Genomic DNA, 17040 nt, shown 5'->3' with positions numbered 1-17040 from the left:
GCGAATCTGATGAGTAAAAAAATCCTGCTGGTGGAAGATGATGATGATATCGCGGCTTTGTTGCGCCTGAATCTGCAGGATGAAGGGTATCAAATCGTGCACGAGGCGGACGGCGCGCAGGCGCTGCGCCAGCTGGATAACGGCGTCTGGGATGCGGTGATTCTTGACCTGATGTTGCCCAACGTCGACGGGCTGGAGATTTGCCGTCGCATCCGCCAGCAAACGCGCTATCTGCCGGTGATTATTATTAGCGCCCGTTCCAGCGAAACCCAACGCGTGCAGGGGTTGGAGATGGGTGCCGATGATTATCTGGCGAAACCTTTTTCCCTGCTGGAGCTGATTGCCCGGGTGAAGGCGGTGTTCCGCCGTCAGGAAGCGATGGGACAAAATCTCTTGATGGATGCCGGACGTATCGCCTGCCACGGCCTGAATATCGACCCGCTGTCCCGGGAAGTCAGGCTGCGCGGTGAACTGGTGGATCTCACGCCGCGCGAATTCGATCTGCTGTATTACTTTGCCCGCCATCCCGGCGAAGTTTTTTCGCGCCTGGCGCTGCTGGATAGCGTCTGGGGCTATCAGCATGAAGGCTATGAACATACGGTCAACACGCATATTAATCGTCTGCGCACGAAAATAGAGCGCGACCCGGCAGAGCCGGACATTATTCTTACCGTCTGGGGGAAGGGCTATAAATTTGCGCCCTATAGCGCCGGGGCGCAGTCATGATCCGCCGACTCAGCCTCAGCCAGCGGCTGTCGTTGGTGTTTATCGCCTTGCTGCTGCTGTGCGCGCTGTCCGTTTGTCTGCTCCAGCTCTATAGCAGCGCGCAGTACGGTAACGTCATGGTGCAACGGCTTTCCGCCGGTCTGGCGCAGCAGATTGCCACCCGCGAGCCGCTGCTCAACGCCCACGGCGAGGTGGATCGCGCGGCGTTGAAACCACTCTTCGACCGTCTGATGGTGTTTAACCCAAGCGTCGAGCTGTACCTCGTTTCGCCGGATGGCGAGCTGCTGGCGGATGCCGCGCCGCCGGGGCACATTAAACGCCAGCGCATTGCCATGGCGCCGGTGCAGACGTTTCTCTCCGGCGGCGCGTGGCCGATTTATGGCGACGATCCGCGCAGCGTGGACCAGCAAAAAGTATTTAGCGCCGCGCCGCTACGCCTTGACGGCCAGCTACGTGGCTATCTTTATATTATTCTGCAGGGCGAAACGTTTAATGAACTGGCACAGAGCGCCTGGCAGAAGACGCTGTGGAGCCTGCTGCTATGGACCCTGCTGCTGGTGGCGTTGTTTGGCCTGTTGGCCGGCGGCCTGGCGTGGTACTGGGTGACACGCCCTGTACGCCAGCTGACGGCGCTGGTGGCGGCGGGTGATAGCGACAGCATTCGCGCGATTAAGGCGCTGGCGGCGCAGGCGCCGGACCCGCATCCCGGAAATGAAGTGGCGCTGCTGCATAACCGGTTTATCGAACTGGCGCAGCAGATCGCCGGGCAATGGGATCGGCTGGCTGATAGCGATCGTCAGCGCCGGGAATTCATTGCCAATATTTCGCATGACCTGCGCACGCCGCTGACTTCGCTGCTGGGATATCTGGAGACGTTATCGCTTAAGGATGATCGCCTGACGGCGCAGGAGCGCAAGCAGTATCTGAATATCGCGCTACGCCAGGGAAATAAAGTCCGTCATCTCTCACAACAGCTATTTGAGCTGGCTCGCCTTGAACATGGCGGTATTAAGCCGCAGCCGGAAAAGTTTATCCTTGCTGAGCTGATTCAGGACGTGGCGCAAAAATTCGATCTGGCGATTGCCACCCGCGAAATCCGTCTGCGCCTGGAATTGGCGTCAGGCTTGCCTTTGGTTGAGGCTGACCTTTCGATGATGGAGCGGGTATTAACCAATCTGCTGGATAACGCCATCCGCCACACTCCGCATGGGGGCGAAATTCGTCTGTCGTCGCGCCTGCAGGGGACGCAGGTGGTGGTCGAGGTGGCCGATAGCGGCCCGGGCGTCGCCGGTGAATTACGGGCCAATCTGTTTGAGCGGCCATCGGTACTGGAACCGGGGCAGCAGAGCGCATCACGGGGCGGGCTGGGGTTGATGATTGTTCGCCGGATGCTGCAACTGCACGGGGGCGATATTCGCCTGCTGGAAGTACCGGCAGGGGCCTGTTTCCAGTTTACCCTGCCGTTGTGAGGGAGAGCGCTGCCGATAGGCCCGGCTCAGACGGTTGCACCGTAAGCCGGGAAGCGCAGGTCTTACTCCGGGAACCACTGGTTGCTAATTTTCTGGTAGGTTCCGTCAGCTTTAATCGCTTTAAGCGCGGCATTGAGTTTTTCCAGCAGCGCTTTATTATCCGGGCGCACCGCAATGCCGAGGCCGGTACCGAAGTACTGCGGGTCGGTTACTTTCGGCGTCGCCGCGCCTAACTGCGGGTTGGTCTTCAGCCATTCGTTGACCACCGCGGTATCGCCGAAGACGCCGTCGATACGGCCGTTTTTCAGGTCGATAATGGCATTCTGGTAGCTATCGTAAGCGACGGTTTTGACTTCCGGGTGCTTATCCTGCAGGTATTTCTGGTGCGTGGTGCCGTTTTCCATGCCGATACGCTTACCCTTCAGGTCATCAAAAGAGTGGTACGCGTCTTTTTTGGCGATCACCAGCGCCGAGTTGGCATAATACGGGTCGGTAAACGCGACCTGTTTGCTACGCTCAGGCGTGATGTCCATGCCGGAAATCACCGCATCATACTTTTTAAATTTTAGCGCCGGGATCAGGCTGTCGAAAGCGTGGTTGGTAAAAGTACAGTCGGCCTGCATTTGCTTACACAGCGCTTTGGCCAGATCGAGATCGAAACCGACAATCTGGTTATTCGCATCCATGGATTCAAATGGCGGATAGGTCGCGGAAACGCCAAAGCTGATTTTCTCCGCGGCAGCGGCGCCAAAGGCGAAAGAGCTAAGCAGTGCGGCCAGAACTAACTTTTTCATAGTGGGACTCCCGTCGGTCAATCTTATGATGTTGTGCCGGTTAACGGCTGAAGTTCACAATGCCACTAAATGAATTTATATGCAATAAAGTTGTATGTTTATTTTATTGGTTATAAAAAAAACGGGTAAGCAATAGCACTTACCCGTTTCATTATTTACTGTTTATGCATTTCGTGATGTTAGTTACGGCGCTCGAAGGCCAGCGCTTTTCTTTCCACCAGACGCATCAAGAGCGTCAGCAGGCCGTTCACTACCAGATAAATGATGCCGGCTGCGCCGAAGACCATCACGTCATAGGTGCGCCCGTAAAGCAGCTGGCCATGGCCCATCACTTCCATCAGCGTGATGGTGTAAGCCAGCGAGGTGCTCTTAAAGACCAACACCACTTCGTTAGAGTACGAGGAGAGGGCGCGTTTAAAAGCATACGGTAGCAGAATCGCCAGCGTATCCTTCTTGCTCATCCCCAGCGCGCTGCAGGACTGCCACTGGCCGTCCGGAATGGCGCGGATGGCGCCATAGAACAGCTGGGTGGTATAAGCCGCGCTGTTTAACGACAAGGCGATCAGCGCGCACAGCCAGGGCTCAGAGATGAGATGCCACAGCACCGGGTAATTCTGTAATGACGGGAACTGTCCTGGTCCATAGTAGATCAGGAAGATCTGTACCAGCAGCGGCGTACCGGTAAACAGCGTGATATAGCCGCGGACGATCCATACCACCACCGGCGTTTTTAACGTCAGGACGATGGTAAAGATCAGCGCCAGGATCAGCGCCACGACGATCGATGCCGCCGTCAGCGTCAGGCTAGTATGCAGCCCTTTCAGCAGTTCGGGTAAGTAATCGAGCATCAACCTGGTCTCCGTTCGAAGCGCGTCGCACGCTGGTCAATACGCTTGAGGATGTATTGACTCAACAGGGTGATGACGAGATAAATCGCTGCTGCAATGATGTACCAGTTAAACGGCTCCTGAGTACGGGTAGCAATACTTTTGGTTTGCAGCATCAGGTCGTTGACGCTGATAAGGCTGACCAGCGCGGTATCTTTCAGCAATACGAGCCACTGGTTGCCCAGGCCCGGCAGGGCATGGCGCCACATCTGCGGCATCACCAGGCGAAAGAATATCGCCGCCTTTGACAAACCCAGCGCTTGTCCGGACTCCCACTGCCCCTGCGGCACCGCTTTCAAGGCGCCGCGCAGGGTCTGCGAGGCATAGGCGGCATAGAGCAGGGAAAGCGCAATGGCGCCACAGAGGAACGGGCTGACGTCGAAGTTTTCAATTTGCATCTGTACCGGAATCTGCACAAACCCAAGATTGAGAGTAAAACCGTCAGACAGCGTCAGCAGCAGCTGCGAGGAACCAAAGTAGATAAACAGCACCACCAGGATTTCCGGTAGGCCGCGTAAAATCGTCACGATGCCGGTCGCCAGCCATGCCACAGGGCGCCATTTCACCGACTCCAGCACGGCGAAAAGCATCGCCAGCACCAGGCCGATGACCAGCGCGCAAACGGCAAGGCCGACGGTCATCCCGGCGGCGCTTGCTAATGGAAAAAATTCGTTCATTCAGCGTTACTTCTGGAACCATTTGCTATAGATGGTCTGGTACGTCCCATCTTTCTTCACTTTTTCCAGCGCAGCGTTAAATTTCTGCTGCAGCTCGGTATTGCCCTGACGAACCGCAATGCCGAGGCCGGTACCGAAGTAGTCTTTATCCGTCACTTTATCACCCACCGGGGCCAGCTTCGGATTGCTCTTCAGCCATTCGGTCACTACCGCCGTGTCGCCGAAGACGGCGTCAATGCGGCCGTTTTGCAGATCCAGTTTGGCATTCTGGTAGCTGTCATAAGGAACGGTGGTGATTTCCGGATGTTTATCAGTAATAAATTTCTGATGGGTAGTACCGTTCTGCACGCCAACTTTTTTGCCTTTCAGCTGGTCAATGCCGGTGAACTTGCCCTGCTGGCCGACAAACAGCGCCGAGTTTTCATAATACGGGGTGCTGAACAGCACCTGTTTTTCACGCTCAGGGGTGATATCCATACCGGCCATGACGGCGTCGAAACGGCGGAATTTCAGCCCTGGGATCAGGCTATCGAAAGCCTGGTTAGTAAAGGTGCAGGTCGCGTCCATCTCTTTACACAGCGCGTTAGCCAGATCGACGTCAAAGCCGACGATTTTGTTGTTGGCGTCTACCAGCTCAAACGGAGGGTAGGAGGCCTCGGTGGCGAAACGGATAGTCTGGGCTGCGGTAGCGGAAAGGCTCATGCCCGCGAGCAGAGCGGCAATCAGTACTTTTTTCATCGTTATTTCCCCGAAAACATCAATGTGAAAGATAGTTTTTAAAGGCGTCGGTTTGCGGATGCGCGAAGCAGTTAGCATCCCCTTGCTCAACGATATGCCCGTTTTCCATATACACCACGCGGCTGGCGGTTTTACGCGCCACTTCCACTTCGTGGGTAACGATAACCTGGGTGATTCCGGTTTCCGCCAGTTCGCGAATGATGCTGACGATCTGGGCGGTAATTTCCGGATCCAACGCGGCGGTGGGTTCATCAAACAGCAGCACCTGCGGCTCCATCATCAGCGCGCGGGCTATCGCTACGCGCTGCTGTTGACCACCTGACAGATGCAGCGGATAGCGGTCGCTGTAAGGTTTAAGGCGTAAACGCTCAAGTAGTTTTTCGGCGCGCGCCAGCGCCTGATCTTTGGTTAAGCCCAGCACGCGGCACGGGGCTTCGATCAGGTTTTGCACCACGGTCAGGTGTGGCCACAGGTTGTACTGCTGGAAGACCATCCCGACATTCTGGCGCAGCTCGCGAATAGCTTTGTCAGACGGCGCTTTGGTGAAGTCGAATTGATTACCGGCGATGTTTAAGGTACCGGAACGCGGCATCTCCAGCAGGTTGAGTACGCGAAGCAGCGAGCTTTTACCGGCGCCGCTTGGGCCGAGGAGCACCAGCGTTTCCCCCTGCGGGCAATCCAGCGTGATGTCGAACAGCGCCTGGTGCGCGCCGTAGAAGCAATTAATGCCGTTTAGTTTAATACTCATCTGGGCAGTCTGATACAAATAGCTATTGAGGCCGCAAATAGTACCTTTGACAGAATAGTTATGCAATATTTATGCGTTAAAAGTTAAATGTAAACCACATTTATCACTAAAGTTAGCACAAAATATGGGTTCGTGTGGTAGGGGGGAACAAATGTCGGCATTACCGCACGGAATACCGACATTTTACCGGGGTTATCGTTTCAGCGGGGTGGCTTTAACGCCGAAATTAGCGTTTCTCAAGACTCTGACGCAGCGAGCCGGCCGGAGCGTGGCTGTTTATGCCAAGATAGCGGACATCATCAACCGCCCAGCACTGGCCTTCCTGAATCATCAGCACTTCATCTTTCCAGCTCTGGGTTCCCTGTTTTAATTCAACGCGCAGCGGAATATTGCGCGCATCGCGGTTCGGGATGGTTGAGGCGCTGGCGACGTCGGCGCTATCCGCCGGGGTAGAACTGCTGGAGAATGGATTTGATTGCAGCAGCGCGTTACGCGATGGGTCCTGACGAGCGTCGTTCAGCAGTTTAGCCAAATCGTCGCTCAGATACGGGCGCAGCGCGGTGAGATCGTTATTGCGATGCTGGATTTGATAATCATAGAACTGCTGCGCTACCTCGTCCGGGCCGCCCTCGATGCAGGAACCGCTGCGGGTGCCGTTGTCTTTATAAGCCGGGGTCACGGTGGTACAGGCGCTCAGCGCCAGTGCGCAAGGCAAAACAAGTGCAAGAATGTTGTAGCGCATGATGATTTCCTTATGAACTCACTACGTTGTTAGATTCTGCTAAAGCATAGCGTAAGCGCGCCAATTGTACTTGACGCAAAGAGCTAAGACCTTGATGTGACAACGACCATCGGTGCCCGCGCCTCTTGCGCGGGCAGCCGGCGCATCAGAACTGATAACTATAGTTGACGCTGGCGAACCACAGGTAAGGGTGATCGTAGCTGCCGGCGATAATTTCCGGAGATTTTACGTGGGAAGATTGCATATGTAGATAAGATACCGCGACGCCGATATTGCTGGCGGGGGTTATCTGGTATTGCGCGCCGGTAGCGAAGCGCCACTCATCGCCGGTTGGCAGGGAGAGCGCCGTGTCGCTTTGCGAATCATAAACCGTACTGTCGAAACCGACGCCGGCGTTCAGACGCCATTGCTCGGTCGGCCGGTACTGCACGCCGACGGCGCTATGCCAGGAGTCTTTCAGGCGGTTATTTTTACTACTTTCGTGACCGGCAACGGTGATTTGCGGGCTGCCGAACTGGCTCCAGTCCTGCCAGCCGAGATCGCCCATCACCGACCACTGTTTATTGATATCGTGGACCATGCTGAGCATGATCTGCTGCGGCGCGCGGACCTGGGCGGAGAGTGGCAAATCATACGCAGCGTTCGGTAAATTGGGGAAACGCGCTTTGCCCTTAACGTTAAAGTCATAATCGGTTTTACTGTTCCAGGTGATGCCGGCGCGGGTCTGGTCGGTTAACTGCATCAGCAGACCCAGACGATAGCTCATCGCCCAGTCATGGTCTTTATCTTTCTCGTCATTACCGTCGACGTTACGCGTCAGCGATAAATAACCATAGTTCAGGTTGGCGGATGCGCCGACAGAGAGACGATCGTTAAGTTTCCACGCCAGCGACGGGCTCAGCGTCATCGCCACCATGGTGCTTTTCTTGATAAGACGATCGCCGGCCCAGTTGCCAAAATCGATGCCTAAACCGTAGTTGCCGTACAAGCCAATCCCGGCATATAAATCATCGTTAATTTTCTGTGCGTAAAAGCCGCTGGCGTTAGGAAACAGATTCATCACGTTACCAGGGCTATTACCGCCGTGTTCGTTATTCATCTGATACGGGATATCGCCGCCCATGACCTGCGCGCCGCCGGTAAACATATGGTCAGGAAGCCGGGTCATGCCGGCAGGGTTGGTGACGATGGTGGAGGCGTCCTGCGCGCGGGCGGCCTGGCCTGCGCCTGCCAGGCCGACGTCTTCGGTGCCGATTTCATAAAAATAGAGTGCGCTGGCATGGCTGAAGCCTGAGCAGAGCAACCCAGAAATAAGGAATGCGATTTTTTTCATTTGCCACCTGCGGTAATGTAAAACGCGAGCATATTCTTATGCCACAAAAGTATATTGGGCATATCTGTTATAGCATCGGATTTATATTGATAGTCCGGGGGATGTATTGCGAGTCCGATAACGGAGTGGTTTAGCTATTTTTAAACGCTATGCGAATGACCATCCTGATGATGGCGCATATTTGATATGACTATTAACGAGGGGTAAATGGAAAAAGAGTATAAAAATAAACGTTCGCCGAGTAATAAGTAAGAAACATTATCACCATGCGATGATAATGTTTCTATATCAGAAATAACTAATTATTTCTTCTTATAGATATTCGCGGATACGTGCAGTTTCTTATCGGTATTGCCGGAAGAGAGAACCACAACGTCAGCGCCTTTTTCATCGGCTTTTTTGATCAGTTCTTCGCGCGCATCGCTCGGCGCAGTTTGTCCGGTAGAGGAGATGGTACCAATTTTGTGGTATTGACCCTGTACTTTAGCGAAATCTTCTTTGCTCAGAATTTCTGCAGAAAATGCGTTCGCGGTTAAAAACAATGCTGCACCTGCCACTAAAGCTGCATATTTCATATTATTAATCTCCATTGTTTATCTTGCTATCATCATGCCCTTGTTTTAACTAACCAATGAGCGCCCTCAGAGTGAATCAAGCCCGTCTTTTTTTCAAGCGAAATGCTGCATTTTTATGACCTTTAATTAACGATTTTTTAAAGAAAAGATGACGTGGTTCTCATTGATAACGCTTGCTTTTTATTGCGCAATAGACTGTATCGGGTCGTAAGACCTTTTTTATCTGTCGTTAGCTGAAAATGACGTTAAGCAGCGAGTGGCTGAAGCGGCCGGCAACAGACATTCCCGGGCTGATGGTTTATCATATAGAAAAGTCACCGCAGGCAGCTTAACGCATTGTCCGGAAGCTGAAAAAGGAGTAGCTATGCCGACAGAACAACGGCTGGATCCGCGCGAAAATCGAACGATGCTGTGGGCCAATCGCGAAAATGTACAAAAGCACGCGCTGTCGCGCAGCATGCCGTGGCTGGCGTTCGTCAATATCTCCTTTGCCTTGATGGTCATCTTCCGCAACGTTCTGTTCACCGAGTTCGATCACCAAAGGTTGTCTAACCATTATATTATTCCTTATCTGGAGATGGCGCTTGGGGCCATTATTGTTTTCTCGCTGGCGCTTTGCCTGATGGTTATCTCCGGGCGGATATTAAGTGGTACCTATGCTACAAAAGTGATTTCCGCTATCTTGTTGATCCTCAGTTTATGTTGGTCGATGAGTAGTTACTGCTTCATCATTTTCTGGTCATTGCCGTTCGCGTGGCCGCTGCTGGTTATTTTAATGACCACCGGTCTTGCCGCGCTCTATTATTTCCCGGTGGGCATTGCGGCTTATCTTGTTCCTTTATGGGTTACCTCGTTGCTTGCAGGGGTGCAAATACATCACGGCGTCGATTTACGTTTTTTAATCCTTTGGGGAATATGTACCGCTATTATGGTATACGGCCGTCAGATCTTGCAGCGCTGGTATGACGAGGCCTGGAACACCCATCAGGAGAATATTCAGCTGATTAACCGGCTGGAAAACATGGCGAATCAGGATGCGTTGACGGCGACCGCGAACCGCCGGGCGTTGGACAATTTTTTAGCTCAGGCGTGGGAAGGTAAAGAGCCGCTGGCGCTTATTATTCTCGATGTCGATTTCTTTAAACGTTATAACGATCACTACGGGCACCAGGCGGGAGATTATTGCCTTTCCTGTATCGCCTCGGTATTGAAAATGTCGGTGCGCGCGCAGGATGATATGGTGGCGCGCTATGGCGGCGAGGAGTTTGTGATTGTTCTGCCGCTGCAATCATTAGATAACGCTACGGCGGTGGCGCAGCGGATCCAACAGAAGATTCGCGAAGCGGCGCTGCCGCATGCCAAATCCGATGCCGGGCCGCTGGTGACGGTCAGTATGGGAATTGTTGCCTCAGATGGAAGCACTCCACCTTCAGAGTTGATCGCGCAGGCGGATGCTGCGCTGTATAAAGCTAAGCAGGAAGGGCGTAATCGATGGTCTTATTAGGAAAGCGTATTCTCCAGCTTGCGCTTGCCGCTTTGCTACTGGCAGGCTGTGCGCAGGAGCAGGGTATTGTCGACAAACAGGGTTATCAGTTGGATACCCGCCATCCGGCACAGGCGGCCTATCCGCGTATTAAAGTCCTGGTCATTCACTATACCGCCGATAACTTTGATGTCTCGCTGGCGACCCTGACCGACAAAGAGGTCAGTTCACACTATTTAATTCCCGAGCAGCCGCCGCTGCACCACGGTAAACCGCGTATCTGGCAACTGGTGCCGGAGGAAGATTTAGCCTGGCATGCCGGCATCAGCTTCTGGCGCGGCAGCACGCGCATCAATGATACCTCGATCGGTATTGAGCTGGAAAATCGCGGCTGGCAAAAAAATGGCGATATAAAACGTTTTACCCCATTTAATCCAGCGCAAATTGAAGCGCTTATCCCGCTGGCGAAAGATATCATTGCCCGCTATCACATTCAGCCGCAAAACGTCGTCGCTCATGCCGATATCGCGCCGCAGCGCAAGGATGACCCTGGCCCGCTGTTCCCGTGGCGGGCGCTGGCGCAGCAGGGGATTGGCGCCTGGCCTGATGATTCACGTGTCGCCTTTTATCTGCAAGGGCGTCCAAGCTGGCAGCCGGTTGATAGCGGAGAATTGTTAGACCTGCTGTCGCGCTACGGCTATCAGGTCACCCCGGAGATGACCCCGGCGCAGCAAAAACGGGTGATTATGGCCTTCCAGATGCACTTCAGGCCGGCACGCTGGGACGGCGTGGCCGATGCGCAAACGCAGGCCATCGCCGAGGCGTTGCTGGAAAAATATGGGCAAGGGTAAACCTTTGGCAGCAAACAGGATGGTTTGCTGCCGTAAGCGTCGGTTTTAATCGTGCAGTTTGCCGTGGTCCTTTAACCACGCGGCGGTACGGATAACCCCCTCATCCAGGGTAACGATCGGCTGATAGCCAAGTTCCTGCTGAGCGCGGGAGATATCGAGGGTAAAGTCGAAATTGAGCTTCGAAACGCCGTAATGGGTGAAAGCCGGTTCTTTTGCCGATTTATTACCGAAATGCTCCATGCTGCGGGCAATAATATCCAACATCGGATAGGGCACCGAGCGGATTCGGCACTTGATGCCCAGCTCGTCGATGAGCTTCTGCACAATGCTGCGCAGCGTCCGCGGCTCGCCGTTGCTGATATTCCACGCCCGCGCGGAAGGTAAGTGGTCGCACTGCGGCTGACTGGCAAGCCACATCGCATGCACCGCGTTTTCGTAGTAAGTCATGTCCACCAGCGCGTTACCGCCGCGCGGCAAGAGCACGCTGCCGTAGTGACGCATCATCTGCACCATGCGCGGAATAAAGACTTTATCATGCGGCCCGAACAAGCTTTGCGGGCGCAATATCGTAAAGCGGGTATGCGGGTTCGCCTGCGCCAGCAGGTTGATAACCTCTTCGCTGGCCGCCTTGCTGCGGGCGAACTCATTGGCGAAGCGGTGCGGGCGGAAATCTTCCTGAATATCGCGATGGTGGTGATAATCGAAATAGAGCGAAGGCGATGAAATATGGACGAAATTGCGTACGCCCCAGGCAACGGACCATTCGCCAAGACGACGAGTCGCACGAACGTTGGCTAAATCGAAGGCTTGCTGGGTACCCCACGGCGAGGTAAAGCTGGAACAGTGCCAAAGCGTATCAATACCGGCGAGCATCACTTTAGCCTGCGAAGAGACCAGTTCGGTTAGATCAGCGGGAATAAATTCCGCGCCCATTTTGCTCAGAAGCTTACCCATCGCTTCGTTGCGCCCGGTCGCTCGCACGCTGATGCCCTTGTTGCGCAGATATTCCACCGCATTACGGCCTAATCCGCTGGTCGCACCGGTAACCAGTACCTTCATATCAATCTACTGTCCCAGAAAAGAATTTCGTGCGCATTTTTCCGTGATTCTCCCGAGTATGCAATGAGAATCATGAAAGAATAACGCTTAATCTTCGTTTTTGCCTGTGATTTGCTCGGCCTGGCGGGCGATGCGTCGCGCCATGCCGCGAAAAATAAACAGATGCGCCGGGATCATCAGTAGCCAGTAGAACAGGCCGGGCATGCCGTGTGGATGCCACCAGGCGCGAACGTCGAGTTCGCGATGGTCGCCTTTATCGCTAATAGTAAAGCTTAAACGACCCAGACCGGGAGCTTTCATGCCAAACAATAGGGTTAACTGTTGTTCTTCTTCCACAATAATCACCTTCCAGCTATCTACCGTATCGCCGGTTTGCAGATAATCATGCTGCGGTCGCCCCTTGGCCAGGCGGTGGCCGACCAGTAGGTCCATAGCGCCGCGGATTTTCCACAGGATATTGCCGAAGAAGTAGCCCTCTTTGCCGCCGATTTGGTTCACCACCTGCCACAGTGCCTTACGGCTCGCCTGGGTGCTGACGGTGCAGCCTGCCTGCTTTGGGTAGTAGCCATACTCCGGCCGCCAGCGGGCGAAAGCCTGAGCGTCGTAGCCCCAGTCGCTGGAGTTCACCAGCTGTTCTTCCTCTTTCAGGGTACGACGCACCGCCTGATCGAAGGGAATCAACGTTTGCGGGATCAGCGCGCGTAGCGAACGATCGTCGGCGATCAGATCGTGTTTTAGCCCCTGAATCAGCGCTTTAGCGATGGTGGGGGGGACCGAGGTGATAACGTTCAGGAACCACACCGAAATCCAGCGGGTCGGAAAGGGGATAGGGATCAACAGGCGATGCTTGCCGCTGACCGCCATAAAATGGGTGAACTGCTGCTGATAGCTCAGGACATCCGGACCGGCAGCCTCGAAGACGCGGTGCTCGCGAGCCGGATGGTTAAGTAACTCCACCAGATAGTAGAGCAGGTTTTCCAGCGCGATGGGCGTGGTGCGCGATCGTACCCAGCGCGGCGGCGTAAGCACCGGCAGGTTGTAAACCATGTCGCGCATCACTTCAAAAGCGGCGGATCCGGCGCCGACGATGATACCCGCCCGTAACTCGGTAACGGGGATCCCTGACTCGCGTAGGACATCGGCCGTCACCTGGCGGGCGCGCAGATGGTCGGACTGCTCCTGGGCTGGCGCCTGCAGCGAGCTGAGAAAGATGACCTGGCGCACCGGCGTCTGACGCAAGGCATCTCGCACGTTAACGGCGACGCGGCGTTCATGGGCGATGAAATCGCCGCCTTCGCCCATGCCATGCACCAGGTAGTAAAGGGTATCAACCCCGCGAAGCAGAGCAGGGAGATCCTGCGGCTGATTGAGGTCGATAGCGTGGCAGGTGACGCCGGGAAGATCGAGCTTCTGCAGCCTGTCGATATGGCGTGCCGCCGCCAACACCGGATAACCTCGTGCGCTTAATTCGCGCACCAGATGCTGGCCAATATAGCCGCTGGCGCCGAGCACCAGAATAGATTGCGACACGCCTGACTCCTTAGCGTTGTAAAAAGGCTTGCCAGTGACCGACCACTTCCGTCAACTGCTGGCGGTTAACATCGAGATGCATGACCAGACGCACGACTGGCGAGGCGTTGATCAACACGCCGCGAGCCTGCATGAATTCGCCGAGGGCGCGCGCCTGCTCCTCACCGACGCGCACGAACAGCATGTTGGTGTCGTGGCGCATCACGTCAGCGCCGACGGCGCGTAGCTGTTCCGCCATCCACGCGGCGTTGTCGTGATCTTCCTGCAGACGGGTAACGTTATTTCGCAGAGCGTACAGACCGGCGGCGGCCAGAATGCCAGCCTGACGCATCCCGCCGCCGACCATTTTACGCCAGCGAATGGCGCGTCGGATGTACGCTTCGCTGCCCAGCAGCAGAGAACCGACCGGCGCGCCGAGCCCTTTTGACAGGCAGATGGTGAACGAATCACAGTATTGCGCGATATCGCGCAGCTCGCAGCCGTACGCTACAACGGCGTTGAAGATACGCGCGCCATCGACGTGTAGCGCCAGATTACGCTGGCGGGTGAACGCCCAGGCCTCTTGCAGATAGCCCCGCGGCAACACCTTACCGTTGTGCGTATTCTCCAGACTTAACAGGCGGGTGGGGGCGAAATGGATATCGTCGGGCTTAATTTTGGCCGCGACTTTATCCAGCGGCAGCGAACCGTCCGCCGCGGCATCGATCGGCTGCGGCTGAATACTGCCCAGCACCGCTGCGCCGCCGGCTTCATACAGATAGTTATGCGCGCCCTGGCCGACGATGTACTCTTCGCCGCGCTGACAGTGGCTAAGCAGGCCAACGAGGTTGGCCTGGGTGCCGGTAGGCAGAAACAGCGCCGCCTCTTTACCTGCGAGCTCAGCGGCATAGCGCTGGAGTTCATTGACGGTCGGGTCGTCGCCATACACATCGTCCCCGACCGGGGCGGCCATCATGGCCTCCAGCATGGCGCGCCCGGGGCGAGTTACGGTATCACTGCGAAGATCTATCACGGCATATCCTTGTTCTGATTCAGGGTGATAGCATTGTTTTACCTGAGCCAGTTAGTTTTCGCCAGTTCGATCACTTCATCGCCGCGTCCGCTGATAATCGCCCGCAGCATATACAGGCTAAATCCTTTGGCCTGCTCCAGCTTAATTTGCGGCGGGATCGCCAGCTCTTCCTTGGCTACCACCACATCGACTAACACCGGGCCGTCGGTGCTAAAGGCCGTTTGCAGCGCCTCATCAACCTCCGAGGCTTTCTCGACGCGTATCCCTTTGATCCCGCAGGCTTCGGCAATGCGGGCGAAGTTGGTGTCGTGCAGTTCGGTACCGTCGGTCAGATAGCCGCCGGCTTTCATCTCCATCGCCACGAAGCCGAGAATGCTGTTATTAAAAATGACGATTTTCACCGGCAGCTTCATCTGCGCCAGCGATAAAAAATCCCCCATTAGCATGCTGAAACCGCCATCGCCGCACATCGCGATGACCTGGCGATTCGGTGCGGTCGCTTTGGCGCCAATAGCCTGCGGCATGGCGTTGGCCATCGAGCCGTGGTTAAACGAACCCAGCAGGCGGCGTTTGCCGTTCATTTTCAGATAGCGCGCCGCCCAGACGGTGGGGGTACCGACGTCGCAGGTAAAGATCGCGTCGTCGTCGGCAAAGCGGCTAATCTGCTGCGCCAGATACTGGGGATGGAGCGCTTTTTCGCTGGGTTTGGCGAGATCGTCAAGCCCTTTACGCGCTTCGCGATAATCCTCCAGCGCTTTATCGAGGAAGCGGCGATCGGTTTTCTCTTCCAGCAGCGGCAGCAGCGCTTTCAGGGTCGATTTGATATCGCCCACCAGCGCCATATCCACCTTACTGTGCGCGCCGATGCTACCGGGGTTGATGTCGATCTGGATAATTTTGGCGTCGGTGGGATAGAACGCGCGATAGGGGAACTGGGTGCCGAGCAGGATCAGCGTGTCGGCGTTCATCATGGTATGGAAACCGGAAGAGAAGCCGATAAGCCCGGTCATGCCAACATCGTAAGGATTGTCGTATTCGACGTGCTCTTTCCCGCGCAGGGCATGGACGATAGGGGCCTTAATTTTCGCCGCAAAATCCACCAGCTCCTGGTGCGCGCCGGCACAGCCGCTGCCGCACATCAGGGCAATATTACTCGAGTAGCGGATAAGCTGCGCCAGCTTGTGCAGCTCTTCGTCCGCCGGAGTGACCGTGGGAAGCGGGGCATGATACCAGTGGCTGCTGGCGCTTTCCGGAGCCGGTTTTAGCGCCACGTCGCCGGGCAGGACCACCACCGACACGCCGCGGTTAATCACCGCCTTACGCATGGCGATAGCCAGCACCTGCGGAATTTGCTCAGGAGTGGAGACCAGCTCGCAGTAGTGGCTACATTCGCGGAACAGCTCCTGCGGATGCGTTTCCTGGAAATAGCCGCTACCGATTTCGCTCGACGGAATATGGGCCGCAATGGCCAGCACCGGTACGTGGTTACGATGGCAATCAAACAGACCGTTAATCAGATGAAGGTTGCCAGGCCCGCAGGAACCGGCGCACACCGCCAGTTCGCCGGTGAGCTGTGCTTCCGCGCCGGCGGCAAAGGCGGCAACCTCTTCATGGCGGGTCGGCATCCATTCGATGGTACCCATGCGGTTTAAACTGTCGCTCAAGCCGTTGAGGGAATCCCCGGTCACTCCCCAAATACGTTTCACGCCCGCTTGTTCAAGCGTTTTTGCAATGTATGACGCCACGGTCTGTTTCATGGTTTTCCATCTCCTTTTTGTGATAACGCTATCAAGCTTAGATGAAACTGCAGGTTGTGTTGCCGATTGCCCCTTATTTTTCGCTGGTTTTATTGATGGAATATTGCGCATACTCTGGGAGCACACAGGGTGTAAAACAGGAAGAACATCAAATGGTTAAGGGATTGTTAAATACAGTAAATAAAACGCTATCGCATGAAGACGCCGGTAAACTCTTGTTACGACTTGCCGTTGGCGGCTTAATGTTATTTCACGGTCTGCATAAGCTAATCGACGGTGTGGATGGCATCAGCGGTATGCTGGTCGCGAAAGGGCTGCCGGGATTTATTGCCTACGGCGTGCTGGTGGGGGAAGTCGTCGCGCCTTGTTTGCTTATTCTTGGCGTATTGACGCGCCCGGCGGCGCTGGTGCTGGCGTTTACCATGGTGGTGGCCTGGCTGATGGTTGGGACTGGTAAGACATTCGCGCTGGATGCCGTCGGCGCATGGGCGATTGAAAGCCTGGTCTATTTCTTTATCGGCGCGCTGGCGATTGCGCTATTAGGGGCAGGTCGTTATTCGTTGGCCGGTCAGTCGGTCTGGCGGTAAAAAAGTGCCGGATTGCGGCATTTATTCCCCCAACCCGCCCTACGGTCCTGTAGCCCCGGTAAGCGGTATGTA

Annotated in this window: 17 protein-coding genes; 5 read left to right on the top strand and 12 right to left on the bottom strand. The window is 55.4% G+C overall.

Translation table 11 applies throughout. The features are described 5' to 3' along the window. Window positions 1-9: 9 nt before the first annotated feature. The gene (locus tag ABLV17_RS16960) at window positions 10-726 is read left to right on the top strand and encodes a response regulator transcription factor (protein WP_015704857.1); all 717 of its coding nucleotides are present in this window, start codon (window positions 10-12) and stop codon (window positions 724-726) included. Continuing rightward, complete coding sequence (locus tag ABLV17_RS16955; RefSeq protein WP_213317750.1) at window positions 723-2195, top strand: ATP-binding protein; 1473 nt, start codon at window positions 723-725, stop codon at window positions 2193-2195. Before ABLV17_RS16960 ends, ABLV17_RS16955 begins: the two co-directional genes overlap by 4 nt. A gap of 62 nt (window positions 2196-2257) precedes the next feature. Here ABLV17_RS16955 and artJ read toward each other — a convergent pair whose 3' ends face one another. The 8 genes from artJ to yahO all read right to left on the bottom strand — a co-directional run bounded on the left by artJ (window position 2258) and on the right by yahO (window position 8689). Beyond that, window positions 2258-2989, bottom strand: a complete 732-nt coding sequence (gene artJ, locus ABLV17_RS16950; RefSeq protein ID WP_015367519.1) for an arginine ABC transporter substrate-binding protein ArtJ — start codon at window positions 2987-2989, stop codon at window positions 2258-2260. Between the two features lie 179 nt (window positions 2990-3168). After that, window positions 3169-3837, bottom strand: coding sequence for an arginine ABC transporter permease ArtM (gene artM, locus ABLV17_RS16945; protein ID WP_015704859.1), 669 nt, complete (start codon window positions 3835-3837; stop codon window positions 3169-3171). Further along, window positions 3837-4553, bottom strand: coding sequence for an arginine ABC transporter permease ArtQ (gene artQ, locus ABLV17_RS16940; RefSeq protein ID WP_015367517.1), 717 nt, complete (start codon window positions 4551-4553; stop codon window positions 3837-3839). The genes artM and artQ overlap by 1 nt, the downstream gene beginning before the upstream one ends. 6 nt (window positions 4554-4559) lie before the next feature. Further along, the gene (artI, locus tag ABLV17_RS16935) at window positions 4560-5291 is read right to left on the bottom strand and encodes an arginine ABC transporter substrate-binding protein ArtI (RefSeq protein WP_015367516.1); all 732 of its coding nucleotides are present in this window, start codon (window positions 5289-5291) and stop codon (window positions 4560-4562) included. A 19-nt stretch (window positions 5292-5310) separates the two neighbouring features. Further along, complete coding sequence (gene artP, locus ABLV17_RS16930) at window positions 5311-6039, bottom strand: arginine ABC transporter ATP-binding protein ArtP (protein WP_015367515.1); 729 nt, start codon at window positions 6037-6039, stop codon at window positions 5311-5313. Between the two features lie 226 nt (window positions 6040-6265). Then, entirely contained in the window at window positions 6266-6781 is a 516-nt protein-coding gene (locus tag ABLV17_RS16925; protein ID WP_015367514.1) for a lipoprotein, read from the bottom strand. Between the two features lie 145 nt (window positions 6782-6926). After that, the gene (locus ABLV17_RS16920) at window positions 6927-8114 is read right to left on the bottom strand and encodes an outer membrane protein transport protein (RefSeq protein ID WP_308958102.1); all 1188 of its coding nucleotides are present in this window, start codon (window positions 8112-8114) and stop codon (window positions 6927-6929) included. A 302-nt stretch (window positions 8115-8416) separates the two neighbouring features. Next, on the bottom strand, window positions 8417-8689 hold the full coding sequence (yahO, locus tag ABLV17_RS16915) for a DUF1471 family periplasmic protein YahO (RefSeq protein WP_045396302.1): 273 nt from the start codon (window positions 8687-8689) through the stop codon (window positions 8417-8419). Window positions 8690-9053: 364 nt separating this feature from the next. On the opposite strand from yahO, the gene ABLV17_RS16910 reads away from it, so the two are divergent. Beyond that, window positions 9054-10193, top strand: coding sequence for a membrane-associated sensor domain-containing protein (locus ABLV17_RS16910; RefSeq protein ID WP_348854508.1), 1140 nt, complete (start codon window positions 9054-9056; stop codon window positions 10191-10193). Continuing rightward, window positions 10181-11023: an N-acetylmuramoyl-L-alanine amidase gene (locus ABLV17_RS16905; protein ID WP_087859979.1), complete on the top strand. Its 843-nt coding sequence runs from the start codon at window positions 10181-10183 to the stop codon at window positions 11021-11023. Before ABLV17_RS16910 ends, ABLV17_RS16905 begins: the two co-directional genes overlap by 13 nt. Before the next feature lie 45 nt (window positions 11024-11068). Here ABLV17_RS16905 and ABLV17_RS16900 read toward each other — a convergent pair whose 3' ends face one another. The 4 genes from ABLV17_RS16900 to poxB form a co-directional block, all read right to left on the bottom strand. Next, window positions 11069-12082 carry an NAD(P)-dependent oxidoreductase gene (locus ABLV17_RS16900; protein ID WP_308958104.1) on the bottom strand — a complete coding sequence of 338 codons (1014 nt, stop codon included), beginning with the start codon at window positions 12080-12082 and terminating at the stop codon, window positions 11069-11071. Window positions 12083-12169: 87 nt separating this feature from the next. Continuing rightward, complete coding sequence (locus ABLV17_RS16895; RefSeq protein WP_087859977.1) at window positions 12170-13612, bottom strand: SDR family oxidoreductase; 1443 nt, start codon at window positions 13610-13612, stop codon at window positions 12170-12172. A gap of 10 nt (window positions 13613-13622) precedes the next feature. Then, a complete protein-coding gene (gene ltaE, locus ABLV17_RS16890; protein WP_308958105.1) occupies window positions 13623-14624 on the bottom strand; it encodes a low-specificity L-threonine aldolase in 1002 nt (333 codons plus the stop codon). Window positions 14625-14662: 38 nt separating this feature from the next. Further along, the gene (gene poxB / locus ABLV17_RS16885) at window positions 14663-16381 is read right to left on the bottom strand and encodes a ubiquinone-dependent pyruvate dehydrogenase (RefSeq protein ID WP_213794656.1); all 1719 of its coding nucleotides are present in this window, start codon (window positions 16379-16381) and stop codon (window positions 14663-14665) included. 152 nt (window positions 16382-16533) lie between these two features. On the opposite strand from poxB, the gene ABLV17_RS16880 reads away from it, so the two are divergent. Then, window positions 16534-16968, top strand: coding sequence for a DoxX family protein (locus ABLV17_RS16880; RefSeq protein ID WP_113374868.1), 435 nt, complete (start codon window positions 16534-16536; stop codon window positions 16966-16968). Window positions 16969-17040 lie beyond the last annotated feature (72 nt).

The organism is Klebsiella sp. CN_Kp091 (assembly GCF_040065095.1).
GTDB classification, from domain to species: domain Bacteria; phylum Pseudomonadota; class Gammaproteobacteria; order Enterobacterales; family Enterobacteriaceae; genus Klebsiella; species Klebsiella aerogenes.
This window is presented reverse-complemented; position numbering and strand designations above follow the sequence as displayed.

What these genes read in the sequence shown, in the direction of transcription:
- ABLV17_RS16960 (WP_015704857.1), top strand. Translation starts at nt 10, where the DNA reads ATGAGTAAAAAAATCCTGCTGGTGGAAGATGATGATGATATCGCGGCT.
- ABLV17_RS16955 (WP_213317750.1), top strand. Translation starts at nt 723, where the DNA reads ATGATCCGCCGACTCAGCCTCAGCCAGCGGCTGTCGTTGGTGTTTATC.
- artJ (WP_015367519.1), bottom strand. Translation starts at nt 2,989, where the DNA reads ATGAAAAAGTTAGTTCTGGCCGCACTGCTTAGCTCTTTCGCCTTTGGC.
- artM (WP_015704859.1), bottom strand. Translation starts at nt 3,837, where the DNA reads ATGCTCGATTACTTACCCGAACTGCTGAAAGGGCTGCATACTAGCCTG.
- artQ (WP_015367517.1), bottom strand. Translation starts at nt 4,553, where the DNA reads ATGAACGAATTTTTTCCATTAGCAAGCGCCGCCGGGATGACCGTCGGC.
- artI (WP_015367516.1), bottom strand. Translation starts at nt 5,291, where the DNA reads ATGAAAAAAGTACTGATTGCCGCTCTGCTCGCGGGCATGAGCCTTTCC.
- artP (WP_015367515.1), bottom strand. Translation starts at nt 6,039, where the DNA reads ATGAGTATTAAACTAAACGGCATTAATTGCTTCTACGGCGCGCACCAG.
- ABLV17_RS16925 (WP_015367514.1), bottom strand. Translation starts at nt 6,781, where the DNA reads ATGCGCTACAACATTCTTGCACTTGTTTTGCCTTGCGCACTGGCGCTG.
- ABLV17_RS16920 (WP_308958102.1), bottom strand. Translation starts at nt 8,114, where the DNA reads ATGAAAAAAATCGCATTCCTTATTTCTGGGTTGCTCTGCTCAGGCTTC.
- yahO (WP_045396302.1), bottom strand. Translation starts at nt 8,689, where the DNA reads ATGAAATATGCAGCTTTAGTGGCAGGTGCAGCATTGTTTTTAACCGCG.
- ABLV17_RS16910 (WP_348854508.1), top strand. Translation starts at nt 9,054, where the DNA reads ATGCCGACAGAACAACGGCTGGATCCGCGCGAAAATCGAACGATGCTG.
- ABLV17_RS16905 (WP_087859979.1), top strand. Translation starts at nt 10,181, where the DNA reads ATGGTCTTATTAGGAAAGCGTATTCTCCAGCTTGCGCTTGCCGCTTTG.
- ABLV17_RS16900 (WP_308958104.1), bottom strand. Translation starts at nt 12,082, where the DNA reads ATGAAGGTACTGGTTACCGGTGCGACCAGCGGATTAGGCCGTAATGCG.
- poxB (WP_213794656.1), bottom strand. Translation starts at nt 16,381, where the DNA reads ATGAAACAGACCGTGGCGTCATACATTGCAAAAACGCTTGAACAAGCG.
- ABLV17_RS16880 (WP_113374868.1), top strand. Translation starts at nt 16,534, where the DNA reads ATGGTTAAGGGATTGTTAAATACAGTAAATAAAACGCTATCGCATGAA.